The organism is Bacteroides sp. Phil13 (assembly GCF_001940965.1).
Taxonomy (GTDB): Bacteria; Bacteroidota; Bacteroidia; order Bacteroidales; family Bacteroidaceae; genus Bacteroides; species Bacteroides intestinalis.
On the sequence record NZ_MSHA01000072.1, the window covers coordinates 220,752 to 243,843 of the forward strand.

Sequence of the window (23,092 nt, forward strand, 5' to 3'; positions counted from 1 at the left end):
ATTTTTGCACGGATTAATAGAAAAGTTTAAGAGAAAACAATGGAAGAAATTCAATTTAACCACACCCTGCCCATACAACTACGATTTAATGATGTCGATAAGTTCGGCCACGTGAATAATACGGTTTATTTCTCTTTCTATGATTTGGGAAAAACCGAGTACTTTGCTTCCGTATGCCCGGACGTCGATTGGGAGAAAGACGGCATTGTCGTCGTACATATAGAAGCGAACTTTCTTGCACAGATTTATGGTTCGGATCACATCGCTGTACAAACAGCCGTTACTGAAATCGGCACCAAAAGTTTTCACCTCGCACAGCGGGTGATTGATACGGAAACACAGGAGATCAAATGCATCTGTACCTCTGTAATGGTCACTTTTGATTTAGAGAAACACGAATCCAAACCTCTGGAAGAAGAATGGATTCAGGCAATCTGTAAATACGAAGGAAGGGATTTGAGAAAGAAGAGATAAGGATATACTTATCCACACCTCTGCTCCTAACACAGACCGAGTACGGAATGAACGTTTTATTTTCTTCAGTAGGAGAAAAACTTTTGCCCAATAGGAAAAAAATATTTGCCCAATTATGGAACAGCAACAATCATCTTTCAAAGAAAAGGAACGTACAGACCTGCGCGAGCCGCAGCACTTCAAGGTGATCATCTATAACGATGACTTCACCACGATGGAGTTTGTCGTCAAGATACTTACTACCATATTCTTTAAATCGGCAGCAAAAGCAGAAACGCTGATGCTACAGGTACACAAGAGTCAATCAGCAGTGGTAGGCATCTATACATACGACATTGCACAATCGAAAGTACAGAAAGCGACCCGTATGGCACGCGAAGAGAATTTTCCACTCCGGCTCACCGTTGCGCCGGAAGAAGAATAAGAATTAGGAGAAGATTATGGATATACAAAATACAGTGCATGTGAACAGCGCATTCACCTATGCACAAAAAAAGGCGATATCTTATCGCCATGAATTTATCACACCTGAGCATTTGCTGAGTGCATTTCTGGAACAGAGTCCCTTTGCCAATGCTTTAAATATGTGTTTCTGTGATACCCAGGAACTTGCTTTCTCTTTAGAGAATTATTTCACGGAAGAACTGGAAAGCGTTCCCGCAGACATGGATTATGAACTGGAAGTTTCAACCCAGCTCAACGAACTGATACAACATGCCTATCTGATGATAGACTATTCAAGTGCTGAAGCATTGAACGTCCCCCATTTAGTGCAAAGCATGCTCCAGCTCAAGGACTCCTGGGCATGCCATATCCTGAAAGAAGCTCTTGAAGAAGAGCTACCCGAATTTATCAGCCAACTCATCTCCCGATATGAAGAAGTGGAGGAAGAAGACAATCTGCAAACCTCTCCACAGGAAAAAAGTGAGCCCTGGCGAAACTTTGTAACTTGTCTGAATGACTGTCTGCAAGACCACAATCCACTCATCGGACGGGAAGCTGAACTGGAACGAACCATCCAGGTGCTCTGTCGCAAAGAGAAAAACAATCCGCTGCATGTAGGCGAACCGGGCGTTGGCAAAACCTCCCTCGCTTACGGACTCGCTGCCCGCATCGAAGCACGTGAGGTCCCCGAACGACTCCTCGACTGCCGTATCTATGAACTGGATTTAGGTACTCTACTGGCAGGTACGCAATACCGGGGTGACTTTGAAAAACGCCTGAAAACCATTATGGAAGGTGTCCGCAATGAAGGACGTGCCATCATCTATATCGACGAGATACACAATCTGATAGGTGCCGGACGTACAGGAGACGGCTCCATGGATGCATCCAATATGCTGAAACCTTATCTGGAAAGCGGAGACATCCGTTTCATCGGTTCTACTACTTACGAGGAATACAACCGTTACTTTGCCCGCAGCAAGGGGTTGGTGCGCCGCTTCCAACAAATAGATATACATGAACCGAGCATTGAGGAAACCATTCATATTGTAGAAGGACTGAAAGAAAAATATGAAGAATTTCATGGAGTAACCTATCAACCTGATGTAATCCCTTACGCCGTCAAAGCAAGTGTCCGCTATATCAGCGACCGCTTTCTGCCCGACAAGGCTATCGGCTTGGTGGATGAAGCAGGAGCTTACCGCGAAATTCACCCTATACCTTCCGGAGAGCAAATTGTGGACAAGACATTGATAACCGATGTACTCGCCCGTATCTGTAAAGTAGATGCACTCGCCATGAAAGAAGAAGATACCACCTCACTGGAAACTTTGCATGCACGTATCAGTGCCAAAATTTACGGTCAGGAAGAGGCAGTGCGTCAAGTAGTGGAAGCCGTACAAATGTCCAAAGCCGGACTGCTGGATGAAAACAAACCGCTGGCAAGCCTGCTCTTCGTCGGTCCTACCGGAGTAGGTAAAACCGAAGTAGCCAAAGTGCTGGCCTCCGAACTGGGTATTTCCTTGCAACGTTTCGATATGAGCGAATATACCGAGAAGCATACCGTAGCCAAATTAATCGGTTCACCCGCCGGATATGTAGGTTATGAAGACGGTGGTTTATTAACCGACGCCATCCGCAAAACTCCCAACTGCGTACTGCTGCTTGATGAAATAGAGAAAGCCCATCCCGATGTATTCAATATTCTGCTACAAGTAATGGACTATGCTGTTCTTACGGATAATAAAGGACGAAAAGCCGACTGCCGCCACGTTGTACTTATCATGACTTCAAATGCCGGTGCACAATTTGCCCGTCAGGCATCTATTGGATTCAGCAGTCAGATTACAGCCGGGGAAGCCATGTTGAAACAGGTCAAGAAGACCTTCAAGCCGGAGTTTATCAACCGTCTGTCCGCTACTGTCGTTTTCCACGATATGAGTCGGAAAATGGCCTCACTTATCCTCGACAAGAAGCTTGGGGAACTGAGCAGCAAGCTTGCCTCACGCCAGATAGAGATGGAACTGAGCCCGGAAGCCCGCAACTGGTTATTGCAACGTGGATTCCTGCCCGAATATGGCGCCCGCGAAATGGACCGTGTGATAGCTTCGCATCTGAAACCACTCCTGATGCGCGAAATCTTATTTGGTTCCTTAAAATCCGGTGGTAAAACTTGCATACAGGTAGACAAAGATCAGTTAGTCTTACAACTTTCAACAAAGTGATACTATGGTCTTTGCACTAACTGACGAAATTACATTTCCCGATCCGCACTACGGTGATCCGGACGGATTGTTGGCAGTAGGCGGTGACCTGTCGACCGACCGCCTCATCCTGGCTTACTCTAACGGGATATTCCCCTGGTACACTTTTCAGGAGGGAATGATACAATGGTGGTGCCCGCTGGAACGCTTCGTCATTTTCCCCGACGAAATCCATATCTCCCACTCCATGCGAACGCTCATAAACAAAGGGAAGTACGATGTCACTATCAATCAGGCTTTTGATGAAGTCATCCGTAAGTGCGGAGAACTGAGGATGGATATGGAAGGTGCCTGGCTCGGTCCGGAAATGATAGAAGCTTACACGTTGTTGCATGAACAGGGCTTTGCCGCCAGCGTGGAAATATGGGAAGGGGAACAGTTAGTAGGCGGACTCTATGGAGTAACCTTGGGACGCTGCTTTTTCGGTGAAAGTATGTTTTCACTGGTTCCCAGTGCATCCAAGTTAGCCCTCATCCACTTGGCACAATTCTTCGGAGAGCATGGCGGCGTACTGATAGACTGCCAGTTCGAAACTCCCCATCTGAAATCAATGGGAGGAAGATATATCAGCTACGAAGAATACATGGAGCTTTTGCAATCATAGCCACCTCCGCTGATCACACCAGCGTAAATTGCAAGTGCTCATCCGTACTGCGCCCTTCATCGTAAGCGAAGCCCTCCCACGTAAAAGCTCTCAAGTCTTCGGGATTTTCAATGCGATTTTTAATAATATAGCGTAGCATTTCCCCGCGGCACATCTTGGCATATATCACAATTGTCTTTAGCTGCCCGCCTTTCCATACCTGGAATTCGGGAGTAATGACACGGACTTCTTCTTCTACTCGCTTCCAGTCGAACAGATCTCTCATCTCACCACTGGCAAGATTAACGAGTATGCCACCCTGACGTTTGATATCCGCTATAAAATAATCCGTCAGCAAAGGTTTCCAGTAATCAAACATAGTCATCCCTCCCCTTTCGGGCAGGCGTACATCTCCTTCCATACGATAAGGCTTTATCCCGTCCAGCGGACGAAGCAGTCCGTACAGAAAGGAAGTGATACGCATGTGTTCCTGAGCGTAACGAAAATCATCTTCGGAAAAATCTTTCGGTACTATACGTTTGAACACCGCACCGGTATAGGCACAGATAGCGGGCATTGCAGAATTTGCCTCCGAAAAGAAATCCTGATAGCGCAGATAATTCTCAGCGGCAATCTTGGAATTTATACGTAGCAGACGTTCCAGGTCAGCAGCTGAAAATTGCCCCATATCCAAAGCATTCTGTACTGCTTCCGCCTGAAAGTACGGAACGGTTATTTCAGGGACTCCTACAGATGTGCGTGCCGTCATCGTTTTGGCACAAGAGATGAATGTCAACATATCACGTTCAAAGTTTTTAGAGAAACAAAGGTAATACAAATCGAATGTAGAACTTTCATGCGAGCATGAAAAAGTTTTGCGCAAAGTTTTTCCGCATAACCTTCCTCTGTTTCCATACTTTTTCGTACTTTTACGCCTTGTTGGAAAAATACAGGCTTTTCCCGAGAGAAACGAAACCTCTTCCAACCACGAGACTGAAAAAAGGAAAAAACAATATATAAAATGACTCACAAATGGAATTATCAACCCATTACACCCGAACAGGCAGAGACAAGCCAAAAGTTGGCCCAAGAATTAGGGATTAGCCCGATTCTTGGCGGATTATTGGTGCAGCGGGGAATAACGAAGGCACAGGATGCCAAGAAGTTTTTCCGCCCGCAATTGCCCGATTTGCACGACCCATTCCTGATGAAAGACATGGATGTGGCTGTGGAGCGCCTTAATAAGGCAATGGGAAAGAAAGAGCGTATTCTGATTTATGGTGATTATGATGTAGACGGCACTACCGCAGTGGCACTGGTCTACAAGTTTATTCAACAGTTCTATTCGAACATTGACTATTACATCCCCGACCGCTACAATGAAGGTTACGGGGTATCTACCAAAGGGGTAGACTATGCCGCAGAAACCGGTGTAGGATTGATTATCGTACTGGATTGCGGCATCAAAGCTGTAGAGGAGATAACCTATGCCAAAGAAAAAGGCATTGACTTTATCATCTGCGACCACCATGTGCCCGACGATGTACTTCCACCTGCCGCCGCTATCCTGAACGCCAAGCGTTTAGATAATACGTATCCTTACGAGCACCTTTCCGGTTGCGGCGTAGGCTTCAAATTCATGCAGGCATTTGCCATCAGTAATGGCATCGAGTTCCATCACCTCATTCCACTGCTCGACTTGGTTGCCGTAAGCATCGCTTCAGACATTGTTCCCATCATGGGAGAAAACCGGATACTTGCTTTCCACGGATTGAAACAGTTGAATAGTAATCCCAGCGTAGGTTTGAAAGCGATTATCGACGTATGCGGACTGACGGAAAAGGATATTACCGTCAGCGACATCGTGTTCAAGATAGGCCCACGCATCAATGCCTCCGGACGTATCCAAAACGGAAAAGAAGCTGTCGACCTGCTGACAGAGAAAGATTTCTCCATGGCTTTGGAAAAAGCCAATCAAATCAATCAATACAATGAAACCCGGAAAGACCTCGATAAGACCATGACCGAGGAAGCCAACCAGATTGTAGCTGACCTGGAAGGGCTGGCAGACCGCCGCTCCATCGTGTTATACAACGAGGATTGGCACAAAGGTGTTATCGGTATCGTTGCCTCCCGCCTGACGGAGATTTATTATCGCCCCGCGGTAGTACTGACCCGTACGGATGATATGGCAACAGGTTCCGCCCGTTCCGTATCTGGTTTTGACGTGTATAAGGCGATTGAATATTGCCGTGATCTGCTGGAAAATTTCGGTGGTCATACCTATGCAGCCGGTCTTTCGATGAAAGTGGAGAATGTTCCCGCCTTTACCAAACGCTTCGAGGAATTCGTTTCACAGAACATCCTACCGGAACAGACAAGTGCGGTCATAAATATCGATGCAGAGATAGATTTCAGGGATATTTCTCCGAAATTCTTTAATGACCTGAAGAAATTCAATCCTTATGGTCCGGATAATCCGAAACCGATATTCTGTACGCATAATGTCTATGATTACGGTACCAGTAAAGTAGTGGGGCGTGATCAGGAGCATATCAAGCTGGAACTGGTAGACAACAAATCGAATAATGTAATGAACGGCATCGCCTTCGGACAAAGTTCGCATGTACGTTTCATCAAAACCAAGCGTTCGTTTGATATCTGCTACACCATTGAAGAGAATACCCATAAACGGGGCGAGGTACAGTTGCAGATAGAGGATATTCAACCTAATTAGTTTGAGAAGTTGAGAGTTGAGAATGGAGAGTTGAGAGTTACCATACGGTTTGACTACTCACTTTCCACCTTCAACTCTCAACTTCCCATAATACCACACCCTATGACTGCGCAGCCTAACTCTCAACTCTCCATTCTCAACTCTCAACTTCTCAAAGAGTACTGGGGATATGATAACTTCCGGGGCATACAGGAAGACATCATCAATAGCATTGGCGAAGGCAAAGACACCCTGGGGCTGATGCCTACGGGCGGCGGAAAGTCCATCACATTCCAGGTGCCTGCACTTGCCAAAGAGGGGCTTTGCATAGTTATTACTCCTCTGATTTCTCTGATGAAAGACCAAGTACAGAACCTGAAAAAAAGAGGAATCAAAGCACTTGCCATCTACTCCGGAATGTCCAGGCAAGAGATTATCGTCACGTTGGAAAACTGTATTTTCGGCAATTATAAATTCCTGTATATATCGCCCGAACGGTTGGATACGGAAATCTTCCGCACCAAGCTACGGAAAATGAACGTTAGCATGATAACCGTTGACGAAAGCCATTGCATTTCACAATGGGGATATGATTTCCGTCCTGCCTATCTGAAGATAGCCGAAATACGTGATCTCCTACCCGGTGTCCCTGTGCTGGCACTGACTGCAACCGCTACTCCGGAAGTCGTGAAGGACATCCAGATGCGGCTGTGCTTCCGGCAGGAAAATGTTTTCCGCATGAGTTTTGAACGGAAGAATCTTGCCTACATAGTCCGCAAAACAGAAAATAAGACCGGAGAACTTCTTCACATCCTACGCCGTATGCCGGGTAGTGCCATTATTTACGTACGCAATCGTCGGCGAACCAAAGAAATCACCGAACTTTTAATTAACGAAGAGATTACCGCCGACTTCTACCATGCCGGTCTGGATGATGCCACCAAGGATATACGTCAGCATCGCTGGCAGACAGGAGAAAGCCGTGTAATGGTTGCCACCAATGCTTTTGGTATGGGTATCGACAAACCCGATGTACGTATCGTAATCCACCTCGATTTGCCGGACTCTCCCGAAGCTTATTTCCAGGAAGCAGGACGTGCAGGACGTGACGGCAACAAAGCGTACGCCGTAATACTCTATGCCAAATCGGACAAAGTCACCCTTCATAAACGTATCCCGGACACCTTTCCGGAGAAAGACTACATCAAACAGGTGTACGAACATCTGCAATATTATTACCAGATGGCAATGGGAGACGGTTTGGGATGTGTCAGAGAGTTCAATCTGGAAGACTTTTGCCGGAAGTTCAAATATTTCCCTGTACCTGCCGACAGTGCATTGAAGATTCTGACGCAAGCAGGATATCTGGAATATACCGACGAACAGGACAATGCCTCCCGTCTTTACTTCACCGTCCGCCGTGATGAACTGTATAAATTACGCGAACTGGGAGAGGATATGGACAAACTTATTCAAATCGTTCTGCGCTCTTACACCGGAGTATTCACGGATTACACCTTTATCAACGAGAATTCACTTGCGGTACGTAGCGGATTAACGCGACAACGGGTGTACGACTTGCTGATACGTCTATCCAAGATGCGTGTCATCGACTATATTCCACATAAAAAGACACCTTATATCATATACACACGCGAACGCGTAGACAGGCAACATCTGCAAATCTCCCGCAGCATATACGAGGAGCGTAAGGAGCGTTATGAAGCCCGCATTCAGGCAATGGTAGATTATGTAACGACCGAAACCGTTTGCCGCAGCCGTATGCTTCTACGCTATTTCGGAGAGAAGAATGAGCATAACTGCGGAATATGCGATGTCTGCCTCAGCCACCGTGCCGAGACTCCCGGGCTTTCCTCCCAACAAATAAAAGAAGAAATTAAAGAATTGCTTCGCAAGCAACCTCTGACACCTGCCGATATTGCCTCACAAATAGAAGCAGATAAAGAAATTATCTCTCAATGTATCCGCGAATTGCTGGAAGATGAAGATCTGAAGGCGGAGAACGGCATAATAAGCCTGAAGGCATAATAAAGGGCGTACAGTGAATGCACGCCCTTCTCCTTATGATATCAATAAGAATTATTCCGTTACTGCCGGCTTCTCAATACCCTCGCTGGTTGCACGTTCTTCCATACGCTGGATACGGGCATCCAAATCTGGATGAGTAGAGAACAATTGATTCAGCTTACTACTTTTCTGTGCACCGGCTTCTTCCTGCAATTTCTTCAGCTTTTGGAAAGATAAAGCCATTGCCCAAGGATTCTTACCATGACTTTTCAGGAATTCATATCCATAGTCATCAGCACTTCTCTCCTGCTTCTGTGAATATGTAGAGTTTACCAGAGCCTCACCCAGGTCACCCAACTGAGAATCAGATAACTTAGCTGCTGTACCACCTTGTGAAGAAATACCATCCTTCAAAGCTGAAGTCAGCAATGCAGTACGGAACCCATTCTTAGAGTCCTTGTGTGCCACGTGACCTACTTCATGACCGATTACACCCAGCAATTCATCATCCGTCATGATATCCATCAAAGACGAGAAAATGCGCACACTACCGTCAGCACAAGCAAATGCATTGACATCTATCACATAATAAACTTTGAAGTTCAAAGGAATTCCCTCCACATCCGTCAAACCTTCAGTCAGCTTTTTCAGACGAATTGTATACTCATTATCGTCGGCACATACCTGATTATGTGTATCCATCCAGTCGATATACTCTTTTACATATTCTGCCATCTGAGCATCAGTCAGAGTAACAGCTTTAACAGCTTTAGCCGCACCTTTCAGTGCTTTCACATTAAACTGAGCCATTGCAGGCATTGTCATGGCCATACATAACATAAAGAAGGCCCACTTCATGAAAGTCTTTTTCATTCTTGTGTCTTTAATTTAGAAATGATGATTAATTAATATAATTGATAAATGTATCGCAAAATAACAAATTTCAAATGATACCATCAATAATAACACGGATGTTTTTTCTTTTTAGGTCGAATTCTTGATATGGAAACGAGATTTTTCACTAAGTTTGCAAAAAGAATAAAAACAAAACACCTAAGAAATACAGATATTATGGGATTCTTTAAATCTTTCTTCTCCGGCAAACAAGAAAAACCGGAAACTGAAAAACAGAAAAACGATCAAAAGAACTTCGAGATATTTAAGTATGACGGCATGCGTGCACAGCGCATGGGGCGTCCCGATTATGCAATTAAATGCTTCACGGAAGCCCTTGCCCTTCAGGAAGACTTTGAAACCATGAGCTACCTGAGCCAGGTTTACATCCAAACCAATGCCCTCAGCGAAGCACATGAACTGCTGGAACGCATGGCAAAACAGGAACCGGACCATACCTCCACTTTCCTCACCCTTGCCAACGTATGTTACCTGCAAGAAGACTATCAGGCAATGGCAGACGCCGCACAAAAAGCTATCGAAATAGAAGAAGGAAATGCCATGGCACACTATCTTCTGGGCAGAGCCAAGCAAGGTATGGACGACGGTATCATGAGCATCGCCCATCTCACCAAAGCTATCGTACTGAAAGACGACTTCACCGAAGCCCGCCTGCTGCGTGCCGAAGCCTTAATCAAGATGCAGCAATACAAGGAAGCTACCGAAGATATCGACGCTATACTCTCCCAAGATCCCGATGAAGAAGCTGCATTACTGCTCCGCGGTAAAGTGAAAGAAACAACGGGACAGCAGGAAGAAGCCGAAACCGATTATCGCTATGTAACAGAATTGAATCCATTCAACGAACAGGCTTTTCTTTGCTTGGGACAACTTTATATCGTCCAGAAGAAGTATCCCGAAGCTATCGCACTCTTTGACGAAGCCATCGAACTGAATCCTAATTTCGCACAAGCCTATCATGAACGCGGTCGCGCCAAGTTGCTGAATGGTGACACGGTAGGCTCTGCAGAAGATATGAAGAAAGGATTGGAGTTGAACCCCAAAGAAATCCAAGGAATCAGCGGACAATATGACAATCAGCCAAGACAAACGGACGTTTTAGGATTGTAGCGCCATGAAAAGCGGCCTCTTTATACTCATTGTATGCCTTCTTTTTCCTGCCTATGTCTGTGCGGACACTTCTAAACATGCTTTAGAAGAAAACAGGAAATTGCTTCACTCTTTAGATAGCCTGCTGGAACAGCAGGATCTATTTGTCAGAGTAAAAGAGGAGCGCATCAAGCAATTGAAAATGCAGTATAGCCGGGTCAAAGATGTAAAGGAACTCTATGCCATGAATAGAATGGTCTATTTGGAGTATCGGGTTTATGATGCGGATTCCGCCCTACATTACATCAACAAGAACATACAACTGGCACAACAGACCAACAACCGTACCTGGGAAGTGGTCTCTTTGCTCGAACAATCATTTGTCCTCACCTCCTCCGGGCTACTGACCGAAGCCTTGAAAGCCGTCAGTGACATCCAACCGGAAGAATTACCCCAAAATCTCCGTTCCGAGTATTTTGGCAGGTTATGTACACTCTATTCCCGCCTCCGGGATTACTCCAGTGAGAACTCCCAACTGTCGGAACATTACAATAATCTCCAAAAGGCTTTCCGAGACTCGGTATACCTCACAGCCACTCCCGACGAATTGCGCTACTGGAACTGCCGGGCATGGCTCTACATGGGAACCCCGGAAATAGAACCCGTCAAACAAGCATTTGAGGAAAACAAGCAGACATTGTCTAACGACAGCCGCAAGTATTCCATAGCTACCTACAATCTCTCCGCCATCTACCGAAGTGAAAATAACGAGAGCAAATACCTGGAAAACCTCATTCTTTCGGCTATGGCAGACATACGGTCTGTCAACGGAGATATCGGCTCTTTGCAGGAAATAGCGGAATACCTATTTAAGCATGGAGAAATAGACCGCGCCTATAACTACATCCTCTATTGTTCCCAAAAAGCCATGCTTTTCCACAACCGGGTACGAATAGTCAAAATGTCTCATTTGCAAAACCAAATCTACAAAGCGTACCAGGAACAGAGCCGCACACAGCAAAAGCGTCTTCAAGCCTCCCTGATTGCCGTCAGTTTCTTATTTCTCGTACTGATCGGCGCCTTCCTGTTCATCCGCAAGCAAATGCGCCGGCTAAAAGAAGCCAACTTGAAGTTAGACAGTACAAACCAGAAGCTGTCTGTTAATATGGATGCCCTCTCTACGGCACATCAACGCCTGGAAGAAGTAAACATACAGCTAAAAGACTTGAATACGCAATTACAGGAAGTCAATGACCAGTTGCGGGAATCTAATTACGTAAAAGAAGAATATATCGGCTATGTATTCAACATCTGTTCCACCTACATCAGTAAGCTGGAAGAGTTTCGCAAGAACATCAACCGGAAACTGAAAGTAGGCCAGATAGAAGATGTAAAAGCAATGACAGACTCTTCCGCAACAGCCTCCAACGAACTGAAAGAGTTCTACCAGAATTTCGATACCATCTTCCTGCATCTCTATCCCGATTTTGTAGGTGACTTCAACGCCTTACTGCTACCCGAAGAGCGCATCGAACTGAAAGAAGGCGAACTGCTTAATACCGAACTGCGCATACATGCCTTGATAAGACTCGGCATCACAGACAGCGTGAAGATAGCGGACTTCCTCCATTGTTCCGCACAAACGGTTTATAACAACCGGCTTCGCACCCGGAATAAATCCATTATCCCGAAAGAAGATTTTATAAATGCTGTGAAAAAGCTCGGAAAATACAAAGCGTAAGCCCTGCTCTCTACTACCGATTCCATTCAAAGAGTTTACTTCCGAGCCTCTCATTTTCAGGAAGCAGCACTAATAATCAAGCACTTATCAGTTTTAACAGTTTACTTTGCCTGTTTACCTCGCAGAGTAAGTAACCCTTATTGCGCATACCTTTGCCACAGAGATCCAAACTAAAAACTTATGTTAACTATTAAACGAATCATGAAAAGAAAAGAAAAACGCTCATGCAGACTCATTCTTGCCTGCTGCGCTTTGTTACTGTTCATTTCGGTAAATGCATTTGCACAACAGCAAGTCACAGTCACCGGAAATGTGAAAGATGAAAAGGGCGAACCCATCATCGGAGCTAATGTCATTGTGAAAGGCACTGGTACAGGAAGTGTCACCAACGTAGAAGGAGACTTTTCATTGGCAAATGTACAGAATGGCAGCACTCTTGAAATCTCTTTTATCGGCTATCTGCACCAAGATGTGAAAGTCAACGGCACGAAACACGTCAGCATTATCCTGAAGGAAGACACTAAGATGCTGGATGAGGTAGTAGTGGTAGGTTATGGTGTGCAGCGCAAGTCGGATATGACAGGTGCAGTTGCTTCCGTAAATACCAAAACACTGGAGAATCGCCCGCAAACCAACATCATCCAATCTTTGCAAGGTGCCGTACCGGGCCTGAATATCTCAGTGACCGGAACCAATGCGGAAGGCTCTTCCACCAAGACCCGCATCCGCGGCGAGAACTCCATCACGGCAGACAACAAACCACTGGTTATTTTGGACGGTATCCCCTTTGATGGTCCTTGGTCCGAAATCAATCCGAACGACATCGAATCCATTGAAGTATTGAAAGATGCTTCTTCGGCTGCCATCTACGGTGCCCGCGGTTCGAACGGTGTCATCCTCATCAGCTCCAAGAGAGGTGAAAAAGGCAAACTGACCATATCTTACGACACCTACATCACCATTGACAATCCTATCAACTTCCCCAACCTCATGAATGGAGCTGAATTCTGGAAGTATAAGACGGAAGCATTGAAAGATGCCAATACCACCCCGCCCACAGAAAGCAATCCCGAACCGTGGATGGGATCTATGACCGTCACAGAATTGCGTATGCACGAAGCCGGCATGGATACCGACTGGCTGGAGCTGGCAACCCGCACCGGTTTCAAGCAGCAGCACAACATCTCCTTCCGTGGTGGCGTCAACAAAACCAACTATTTTGTCTCGCTGAACTATACCGATGTGAAAGGTACTGCCGTAGGCAACCAATTCAAACGCTACAACATCCGTTTCAACCTCGATCAGGAGTTCACTTCCTGGTTTAAGTTCTCTACCAGTACCCAGTTGGGACGCTACGACCGAAGCGGCAGCAGTGCTTCTTTCTCCAGAGCATTCCGTATGAATCCCCTGGCAGAAGCTTATGACGAAGAAGGCAACATCCGTTCCGCCGCCTGGGAAGATTCCAGCGAAGCTTTCTCTGTAAACCCCTTAAGCAGCCTCAACAACAAGAGCAACGACATACGCTCTAAAGTCATCACCAACAACGTGGTAGAAATAAAGTTGCCGTTCGTCCCCGGACTCAGCTATAAGCTCAATACCGGCTATACGTACCAAAACAGCAGCTGGAAACAGTACCAAGGAATGGACACTTACTACGGCGCACGCTCCAATGGTATTCTGAACACCGACGACTGGCACTCACAAGAGTGGATTCTGGAAAACATCATCACTTATACCCGTGAATTCGGCAAGCACCGCATCTTCTTCACCGGTCTGTATTCTGCACAAAGCTACGAGAAAGAAGGCAACGGAATGGAAGGCAAAGACTTTCCGAACGACGTGATGTACTATTACCAGATATCCAAAGCCGCCACCATGTCCGGCAGTTCCAGCTATACCAAGCAAAACCATATCTCTCAGATGGCACGTCTGAACTACTCATACGACAGCCGTTACCTATTGACACTGACTGCACGCCGTGACGGTTACTCCGCATTCGGTAGCCAATCCAAGTTCGGTATATTCCCTTCCATGGCTATCGGCTGGAATATTTCCAATGAACATTTCTTTCAGGCAAGCCCGTTGGCAAAAGTGGTAAGCAACCTGAAATATCGCCTGTCATGGGGTAAGAACGGTAACGAAGCAGTAGGCGCCTACACTACATTGCCTGACCTTTCCACCTTCAATTATCTGAAAGACGACCATACCCCAAACTACGGTTTCTATCCTTCCAAGCTGGCTTCTCCTTCGTTAGGATGGGAAACTACACAATCCATCAATACCGGTATCGACTTCCAACTGTGGAACGGACGTATCCAGGGAACATTCGACATGTACTGGTCGAAGACAAGCGACCTGTTGCTGAATCGCTCCATCCCCACCATCAACGGTACGGGAAACATTACCGAGAATATCGGTGAGACCAAGAACCGTGGTTTAGAGTTGCAAATTACTTCCAACAACATTGCCAAGAAGGATTTCGACTGGTCCACTACTTTCAACCTGTCGCACTACAAGACAAAGATCGTAAATGTAGGTCTCTACGATGCCAACGGCAACCCTATGGATGACATCGGTTCCAGGTGGTTCATCGGCCAGCCCATCAGCGTGAACTACGACTACCGCTTCATCGGTATCTGGCAGATCACCGACCCGTCTAATCCGAACGGACAGCAAGACCCGAACTATCGCTACTCCATCCCCGGATATATGAAGTACCATGACAAGGATGGTGTAAACGACATCACCCCAGCAGACAAGGAAATCATCGGCTCGGCAATTCCTAAAGTAACAATGGGTATGACGAATACTTTCCGATACAAGAATGTCAGTCTGAGCGTATTCCTCAATGCCCAACTGGGACAGACAGCCAATAACTGGCTTTACGACGTATCTCACAACTCCTATCGCCAGAACCGCCTCATGGTAGACTTCTGGACACCGGAGAATCCTACCAACAAGTACCCGAAAAACTCACTGGATACTTCTGTAAACCCGATGAGCGCAGGTTTCTACGAAAAGACCGACTTCCTCCGTGTGCAGGATGTCACGCTGGCCTACCGTGTTCCTCAGCGTTGGTTAAAGAAGATTTCCCTGAACCGCCTCGAAGTATATATGAACATCAAGAACCTGGCAACCTGGACAAGCTGGACCGGCCTCGACCCGGAATTTATCAGCGACCAACAGTCCACTCCGCAGGTACGTTCATTCACATTCGGTCTGAAACTTGATTTATAAACCGCTAAAACAAAGAGAAACAGTATGAAAAAGCTAAAATATACACTGATAGCACTACTCGTGCTCTGCATGACCGGATGCAATGAATCCAGCTTCCTGGAAGAAGATCCGCGTGCTTCACTCTACCCTGAAAATCTGTTAGTAGATTACAGCGGGTTCCAATCCATGGTAACCAGCCTCTACGGAATGATGCGTAACGAATACCGCCGTGCCGATGCACTCGGTGGTGGTCTGCCGCTCGTTCTGCACTCTGCATGGGGTTGCGGTGTGGACAATTCATGGAGTAATAACTCACACAGCGACTTTAAATACATGTACTATCCGTCGCAAATCAACCAGACGGACTTACGGATATTTCAGAACATCTTCCAATGGTGCTACCGCATCATCAATACGGCAAACATGGTGATTTCACGTGCCGAAGGCAGTGGTATCGACTGGAAAGGAACCGAAACCGAAGCTGCCGCCCACAAGAATAAGATCATCGCACAGGCCCGCTTCTTCCGCGCATGGGCTTACCGTCATCTGACGTATTCATTCGGTGCCGTACCTTTGTCCACCGAAGAAATTACAGGTATGAACTACCGTAACGACTGGGAGCGCAATTCCGTAGAATCCATCCGTGAAGTCATGGAGCAGGACTTTGTTTTCGCCATGAACAATTTACCGTTGCGTGAAGAAAGCAACAGCAAGATTTCAGGAGCCATGGCACGCCATTATCTGGGTGAACTATACCTGGCAATGGACCAGCCCTCCAAGGCAGTCGAAGTTTTGAAGCCGCTGACAGAAGGTTCCGAATACAGTTTGATAACCAACCGTTTCGGCAAGAACTCCGCCAATCCAGGCTGTCCGTTCATCGACGTATTCCGCACACCGATGTATGCGGACGGAAACACAGAGGTTTTATATGCTTTTGTCAACACGGAACCGGAAAACAGCGCGTTCGGTACAGCCGAAGTTTACATGAAGAGTACATATAAAAATTATTACTCCAACGACGGTGTCATCAACAAGAGCAACAAGTACGATCCCGACTATACAAGCGGTGCAGCCACTTGGCCTCAGGTGTTCTGGATAAACAACGGTGGTAAAGGTGCCGGACGTTGCGTGCCTTCAAGAGGTGCTTTCCGCCTCTACAACTATAAAGATCAGGGAACTCAGGACGACCGTGTATCCGATCATGCAGTGGTATGGACTATTAACGAAAAGGGTGCCGACGGCAAGATTACGGAATTCCTTAATAACGGTAAGATGGTGGTAGACACCACTGTAACCGCCGCTATGCTGGATGATAATAAGACAACCATCAAGAAGTATAACTGGCCCACTACCCGCAAATGGGATTACGTGGCACCGTTGCTGGCAAATGGTGACAAGGATGGATGTTATCAGGATATTGTTTATCTCCGCCTCGCCGACACGTACTTGCTTTATGCGGAAGCCTTACTGAAAAACAACCAGGCAGGTGAAGCCATCAAATGGATTAACAAGGTACGCAATCGTTCCAATGCAGTCAGCATCACAGAAGCTGAACTTACCGCAGGAGGTATGGATTTCATTCTGGACGAACGTAGCCGTGAACTTCTTTCCGAAGAAGAACGCCGTCACACCCTGATTCGCGTAAGTCAGGAGAAAGGTGGAGATGAACGTGATGTGAACAATTACTTCAAACGCCGTATGCGACAGTTGAATGAGATTGCAGGACGCGATGCACGAGGCATGAATTCGTATGATACGCCTGTGTTGTTCCCGATTCCGCAAGAGTTCATAGATTCCAATACAGGTCGCCAGTTGGAGAATAATCCGGGGTACTTATAAGACAGTAGAACAATGATTAAATAGTGCTATCCCAATTCTCCTCCTCTCAAAAGGAGGAGAATTGAGACACTTCATTTAATGCATTCCTGTCCCATCTCCGATCACTCCTCAAAAAACAATTTATAACACAGAACCAATCAGATTATGTCAGTCGTAGCCTTCCTCCTCTGTATATTGGTGATCACCGTCACCGCTATTTACCTCTACCGGAAACTGAATCCGCAAGGAGTTCTGATGCTGGCCGGACTTGTGATGTTGACATTCGCCCTCATTCTCAATGTCCAACCCATCATTCCGGATAAATCCACCGGTAGCGTTGTTTTCGATTTGGTGAAAGTGGTGGAAGAAACATTCATCGGCAACCTGTCCCGCGCAGGACTGATGATTATGACCATTGGCGGCTATGTAGCTTTTATGAATCACATAAAAGCCACCAATGCCCTGGTACACATCTCCATGAAACCGTTGGGTTTCTTTCGTCGTTACCCCTACCTGGCAGCTACCGTCACCATTCCCATCGGCCAGTTGCTCTTTATCACTACCCCCTCGGCAGCCGGATTAGGACTCTTGCTTGTCGCCTCCGTTTACCCCGTCCTCATCGGATTGGGAGTAAGCCGCCTCACCGCATTATCCGTCATTGCCGCCGCAACGCTGTTCGACCAGGGACCCGGCTCGGCAAACACAGCCCTTGCTGCCGAACTTATCGACCAGACCAACGTAGCTTATTTCATTACCCACCAACTCCCGTTGGTTATCCCTACCATCTTGGTAGTCATGACCCTGTTTTACTTCAACAATAGATATTTCGATAAAAAAGAAGCCGCCAGGCAGAGTACGGAAAACCATGAAACAGCAGAAGTCCCGCAGACCTCTACCCAACCGGATATTCCATTGATATTCGCCATGCTGCCCGTACTTCCGCTTGCGCTTCTCATTATATTTTCACCCTATGTGGGGCTGTTCCAACCTCCCATAACACTCAATACAACGACCGCCATGCTATTTTCCCTCTTTGTCTCACTTGTATTCGTAGGCTGTCATATACGCAATATACGGAAAACCTTTGACGCCTTCTCCAGCTTCTGGAAAGGGATGGGAAATGTCTTCGGAAGTGTCGTGACACTGATTGTTGCCTCCGAGATATTTTCCAAAGGACTGATTAGCCTCGGCTTTATCGACTCACTGGTAGATTACTCCACACATATAGGACTTTCCGGCATTGCCATCGCAGCAGTCTTCGCCCTGATAATCTTCTGTGCGGCCATGTTGATGGGAAGCGGAAACGCGGCCTTCTTCTCGTTCGGTCCGTTGCTGCCCGGAATTGCCGGACAGTTGGGTATGCCTGCCTATTCCCTCGTGCTTCCTTTGCAGTTATCCGCCAGTATGGGGCGTGCCGCATCTCCCATAGCGGGTATCATTGTCGCCATTGCCGGCGTGGCGGGTGTATCGCCCATTGAACTGGCAAAGAGAAATACCCTGCCCCTTATAGGCAGCATTCTATTCCTGATAGCTTATCATTTCATAACACTATAAAACAACTCCGAATCATGTTCACACTCATTAAAAATGCAAACTTATACTCTCCGGAACATCTTGGCATGAACGACGTTCTGCTGGCAGATGATAAAATAGCCCTCATAGACCGGAAGATAGAACTGACCGGTATTCCATTTGATACCATAGACGCCGGCGGGTGCGCCGTCACCCCCGGCTTTATCGACCAGCACGTCCACATCACCGGTGGCGGCGGACAAACCGGCTATGCTTCCTTAGTCCCCGACGTCTCCATGAGCGAACTGGTGGCTTGCGGAACCACCACCGTGGTAGGACTACTCGGCACAGACGGTTTCGTAAAAGAACTGACCACCCTTTATGCTAAAACCAAAGCCCTGGAAGATGACGGCCTCAGCGCCTACATGCTTACCAGTTTCTACGGATTGCCTCCCAGAACACTGATGTCCTGCGTAGCCGACGATCTCATCTTCATCGACAAAGTGATCGGTTGCAAACTTGCCATGAGTGACGACCGCAGCGCTTTCCCCACCGAACTGGAGATACTGCGCCTCATCAACCAAGTACGCCTCGGCGGTTTCACTTCCGGCAAAGGAGGTATCCTGCATATTCATCTGGGAGCCTTACCCGACGGTATCACCCCGTTGCTGGACATCGCCCGCAAATATCCCACGCTGATTCCCTATCTCTCGCCTACCCACCTGATACGCACGGAAGCCTTATTCTGGCAAGCCGTAGAATTTGCCTGCATGGGTGGTATGGTAGATTTCTCCACCGGAGGAACCAAATTCGACGCTCCCCATCGCTGCGTCATGAAAGCCCTCGAAGCCCATGTACCCCTCGACCGCATCACCTTCTCCAGTGACGGCCGTGGCGGAGTGCGCCGTACCAATCCCGAAACAAAAGAAACGACCTATCGCCCCGCTCCCCTGCACCTCAACTTGCAGGAGATGAGATTGCTCGTAAAAGAAGGTCTGTTGCCTCTGGAACAGGCACTGACCCTTATCACCAGCAATCCGGCACGCAACCTCAAACTGCGTACCAAAGGCAGAATAGACATCGGTTTCGATGCCGACCTCTGTTTCCTCGATTCCGAGCTTCAACTGACACACGTCATAGCACGCGGCAAACTCGTCCTAAAGGATAAAGAAGTCATTAAAAAAGGGAGGTATGAAGAATGAAAAGACTGATTCTATTTTTTGCCATTGTCTTTCTGGGCGCCGGACTCCGTGCCGCCTCCGTGCTTCCCGTGGGTGAAGGCAAGTTCACCTACAAAGACTATCCGCCTTTTGCCGACCGTCCGGTAGATGTGCACTATTACATTCCGGCTTCGGGCGATGTACGCCGGATGCCCATTGTCTTTGTCTTTGAAGGTGCCGACCGCGGTTTCACTTATCTACTCAAAGCCTGGAAGCAGGAGGCAGAGAAGCATAAATTCATGGTTTTCATTCCCCACTTCGATCTGGAAAGGTTTCCTTTGCCCGATTATCAGGAAGTCGGTGTCATGAATGACAAAGATCACACGATACGTCCGGCCGAAAAGCAAACGCCGGCACTGGTTGATAAAATCTTTGAGTACGTCCGCCAATCTTCAGGTAGTGAACGGAAAGGATATATGATTTACGGTCACTCAGCCGGAGGGCAGTTTGTGCAGCGTTTCATGCTTTTTTATGACAGTCCGTATGTGGAGAAAGCCGTTATCGGCAGTCCGGGATGGTACACCTTCCCCGATGCTTCGCAAAATTTTCCCTACGGAGTACGCAACATTCCGTATGTCACCCCCGAAACAATCAGGAAGTACCTTGCCAAACCGATTATCCTCCAATTGGCTACGGGAGACACCATCCGCGAATCGTATTTAAGAAAGACTCCCGAAGCCGAAGCACAGGGACGCAACCGCTACGAGCGTGGCAATCAGTTCTACCGATACCTCCACCGGATAGCAGCCGAACACAACTGGCCCTGCAACTGGCAGAAAATAGAAGAACAGGGCATCGGACACCACTCCGCCGGAATGGGCAGACGTGCCGTTCCTGCCATGTTGGGAGACTCCCTACGTGCACTGTTCATAGGCAACAGCTACACACAATACAACCGTTTAGTCCGACAAGTGCAAGCTCTTGCCGCCTCCACCGGCCACAAGCTTTCTGTAAAATTGGTGGAACACGGTGGCTGGACATTGAGGAAACATGCCGCCAATCCTGAAACCCTGGATGCCATTCGTGAAGGAAACTGGGATTTCGTCATCCTGCAAGACCAAAGTAAAGCGCCTGCCCGCGAAAAGGAATGGGTACAGGAAAATGTATACAAGCCTGCCCACTCCCTCGACAGCCTGCGCCGCCTTTACAATCCGAAGGGAAAAACCGTTTTCTACATGACCTGGGGACACGACATCGACACATATACCGAAATGCAGCAACGACTGGCTGAAAGTTATTTGGAGATGACTGTTCAACTGAATGCCTGGTGTGCCCCCGTCGGCATCGCTTGGAAGCGTGTCCGCACGGAGAATCCAAGTATCACGCTTTACAACAACGATCACAGCCACCCTTCCCGACAGGGTTCTTATCTTGTCGCCAATGTATTCTGTAGCGTATTTTTTCAGAAACCCTATACAAGTACTTATTATGTCGGACTGCCCGAAGAGGAAGCACTCTATCTGCAACGTATTGCGCAAGAAACCGTATTCAGCAACCCTTCTCTCTGGAATATCCAGCCCACGGTGCAGCCGGAAGAGGTAACCCGCCGTTTCTATCCCGAACCGGAACAGCAATATTCCACTCCCACCCTCGGCAAGCCGCTTGAAGAAGGTCTGGCTTCCTTGTTCGAGATAAACAGATATTTGAAGGATTTAGCCGACAAGCATCCCGGTAAGGTTACGCTGTCCGATATAGGAAAGACTCCACAGGGCAGGGATATCCCCGTGCTCTATTTCGGAACTCCCAACGAGAAAAAGAAAATAAGAGTCTGGATACAAGCAGGACTGCACGGCAACGAACCTGCCGGGCCGGAAGCAACCTGTATGCTTGTCGATTATTTACTGAATACGCCCGAAGGTACTGAACTATTGAGAAAGGTTTCTCTTGCGCTTGTACCCATAGCCAATACGGACGGTTATGCCATGCAAAGCCGTAAATCGGGCAGTGGGTATGATTTGAACCGGGATCAAAGTAAACTTGCCGATCCGGTGACTCTTCTTCTTAAAAAAGCGTACAAGGAATGGAATCCCGAAATAGCGCTGGATATTCACGAATTCAATCCGTTCCGCAAGGAGTTTGAATTGCTTCGGGGTACTAAAGTAGCTACGGCCCCCGATGTCCTTTTCCTACCCAGCGGGCATTTGAATATCCCTGCCGGAATTCGTACACTTTCCAACGGCTTATTCCGTGAAGAAGCAGAGAAGGCATTGGAAGCTAACAGTTATCATTCAGGCTTTTACTTTACACCCAGTGTCAGAAATGATAGCTTGTATGCAATGAAAGATGCCAAGAACCCGCAATCCAGTTCCACGTTTCAGGGACTCACCAATACGGTATCTCTATTCATAGAAATCCGTGGAATAGGATTGGGAAGAGCGTGTTTTGCCCGTCGTGCAGAATGTGGTTTTCTGGTATCCCGCAGTCTTTTGGAAACGGCGGCTCTTCATTCAAAAGAAGTAAGAAGTGAGATACGAAAGGCCGTAAAAGAGACTTGCAGTGGAAAGAGTGATATATCCGTCACTTTTCAATCCGCACGGACAGAGCTTCCCGTTACTTTTATTGACCTTGCCAAGAACGAACGTTTTACGGAACCTCTGCCTACCTTCGATGCACTTCAACTAAAAGCTGAGTTAGTACGCAAACGTCCCAAAGCATATATTCTGCCGAATACCTGCCGGATGCAAGCAGAGAAATTGCGGGCTTTAGGAATAGAAGTAGAAGAGATAGGAAAAACCTTCACAGCCACCGTAGAGAAGTATATAGTTACCGGATACAAGAAAGTTACCAAGGAATGGGAAAAGATTTATCCGGTCACAGTCTCTACACGGACGGTAAAGGAAAAGAAGAGCTTCCCGGCAGGTTGTTTCATCATTCGTCTTTCACAGAAGAATGCAAACCTTGCGACAACGCTGTTAGAACCGGAGTCCGTGAATGGCTTTGTCAATTTCGAAGTGGTTCATACGGAGTTTGGGAAAGAGTTGCCGATATACAGGAAAGGTTTCTAACTCCATTCCGATTAATTACACATCAAATCGATTAATTCTTTTTTGACGGGATATGAACATAATTTCC

Annotated in this window: 15 protein-coding genes; 13 read left to right on the top strand and 2 right to left on the bottom strand. The window is 47.2% G+C overall.

Going from position 1 to position 23,092, the window contains the following annotated elements:
- The first annotated feature begins 39 nt into the window (after nucleotides 1-39).
- The 4 genes from BWI44_RS13900 to aat all read left to right on the top strand — a co-directional run bounded on the left by BWI44_RS13900 (nucleotide 40) and on the right by aat (nucleotide 3,786).
- Nucleotides 40-474 (top strand): acyl-CoA thioesterase, encoded by a 435-nt coding sequence (locus BWI44_RS13900; RefSeq protein WP_044534862.1) that lies wholly within the window; start codon nucleotides 40-42, stop codon nucleotides 472-474.
- A 115-nt stretch (nucleotides 475-589) separates the two neighbouring features.
- Entirely contained in the window at nucleotides 590-898 is a 309-nt protein-coding gene (locus BWI44_RS13905; protein ID WP_195208461.1) for an ATP-dependent Clp protease adaptor ClpS, read from the top strand.
- 16 nt (nucleotides 899-914) lie between these two features.
- Complete coding sequence (locus BWI44_RS13910; RefSeq protein WP_195208462.1) at nucleotides 915-3,143, top strand: AAA family ATPase; 2,229 nt, start codon at nucleotides 915-917, stop codon at nucleotides 3,141-3,143.
- A gap of 4 nt (nucleotides 3,144-3,147) precedes the next feature.
- Nucleotides 3,148-3,786, top strand: a complete 639-nt coding sequence (gene aat / locus BWI44_RS13915) for a leucyl/phenylalanyl-tRNA--protein transferase (RefSeq protein WP_007218822.1) — start codon at nucleotides 3,148-3,150, stop codon at nucleotides 3,784-3,786.
- 13 nt (nucleotides 3,787-3,799) lie between these two features.
- Here aat and yaaA read toward each other — a convergent pair whose 3' ends face one another.
- Nucleotides 3,800-4,564: a peroxide stress protein YaaA gene (gene yaaA, locus BWI44_RS13920; protein ID WP_138293066.1), complete on the bottom strand. Its 765-nt coding sequence runs from the start codon at nucleotides 4,562-4,564 to the stop codon at nucleotides 3,800-3,802.
- A 222-nt stretch (nucleotides 4,565-4,786) separates the two neighbouring features.
- On the opposite strand from yaaA, the gene recJ reads away from it, so the two are divergent.
- The gene (gene recJ, locus BWI44_RS13925) at nucleotides 4,787-6,502 is read left to right on the top strand and encodes a single-stranded-DNA-specific exonuclease RecJ (protein WP_138293067.1); all 1,716 of its coding nucleotides are present in this window, start codon (nucleotides 4,787-4,789) and stop codon (nucleotides 6,500-6,502) included.
- A 102-nt stretch (nucleotides 6,503-6,604) separates the two neighbouring features.
- Complete coding sequence (locus BWI44_RS13930; protein WP_171032194.1) at nucleotides 6,605-8,530, top strand: RecQ family ATP-dependent DNA helicase; 1,926 nt, start codon at nucleotides 6,605-6,607, stop codon at nucleotides 8,528-8,530.
- 51 nt (nucleotides 8,531-8,581) lie between these two features.
- On the opposite strand, the gene BWI44_RS13935 is transcribed toward BWI44_RS13930, so the two are convergent.
- On the bottom strand, nucleotides 8,582-9,382 hold the full coding sequence (locus BWI44_RS13935; RefSeq protein WP_007659761.1) for a M48 family metallopeptidase: 801 nt from the start codon (nucleotides 9,380-9,382) through the stop codon (nucleotides 8,582-8,584).
- 195 nt (nucleotides 9,383-9,577) lie between these two features.
- On the opposite strand from BWI44_RS13935, the gene BWI44_RS13940 reads away from it, so the two are divergent.
- From BWI44_RS13940 to BWI44_RS13970, 7 genes are all read left to right on the top strand, one after another.
- Entirely contained in the window at nucleotides 9,578-10,534 is a 957-nt protein-coding gene (locus tag BWI44_RS13940; RefSeq protein WP_181990179.1) for a tetratricopeptide repeat protein, read from the top strand.
- A gap of 4 nt (nucleotides 10,535-10,538) precedes the next feature.
- The gene (susR, locus tag BWI44_RS13945; RefSeq protein WP_007659759.1) at nucleotides 10,539-12,254 is read left to right on the top strand and encodes a SusR family glycan utilization regulator; all 1,716 of its coding nucleotides are present in this window, start codon (nucleotides 10,539-10,541) and stop codon (nucleotides 12,252-12,254) included.
- Between the two features lie 201 nt (nucleotides 12,255-12,455).
- On the top strand, nucleotides 12,456-15,491 hold the full coding sequence (locus tag BWI44_RS13950) for a SusC/RagA family TonB-linked outer membrane protein (RefSeq protein ID WP_227073185.1): 3,036 nt from the start codon (nucleotides 12,456-12,458) through the stop codon (nucleotides 15,489-15,491).
- Nucleotides 15,492-15,515: 24 nt separating this feature from the next.
- On the top strand, nucleotides 15,516-17,309 hold the full coding sequence (locus tag BWI44_RS13955; RefSeq protein ID WP_115503489.1) for a RagB/SusD family nutrient uptake outer membrane protein: 1,794 nt from the start codon (nucleotides 15,516-15,518) through the stop codon (nucleotides 17,307-17,309).
- A 144-nt stretch (nucleotides 17,310-17,453) separates the two neighbouring features.
- On the top strand, nucleotides 17,454-18,842 hold the full coding sequence (dcuC, locus tag BWI44_RS13960; RefSeq protein WP_195208464.1) for a C4-dicarboxylate transporter DcuC: 1,389 nt from the start codon (nucleotides 17,454-17,456) through the stop codon (nucleotides 18,840-18,842).
- Nucleotides 18,843-18,856: 14 nt separating this feature from the next.
- Complete coding sequence (gene iadA / locus BWI44_RS13965) at nucleotides 18,857-20,002, top strand: beta-aspartyl-peptidase (protein ID WP_195208465.1); 1,146 nt, start codon at nucleotides 18,857-18,859, stop codon at nucleotides 20,000-20,002.
- A complete protein-coding gene (locus BWI44_RS13970) occupies nucleotides 19,999-23,025 on the top strand; it encodes a M14 family metallopeptidase (protein ID WP_044532780.1) in 3,027 nt (1,008 codons plus the stop codon). Before iadA ends, BWI44_RS13970 begins: the two co-directional genes overlap by 4 nt.
- Nucleotides 23,026-23,092: the final 67 nt, after the last annotated feature.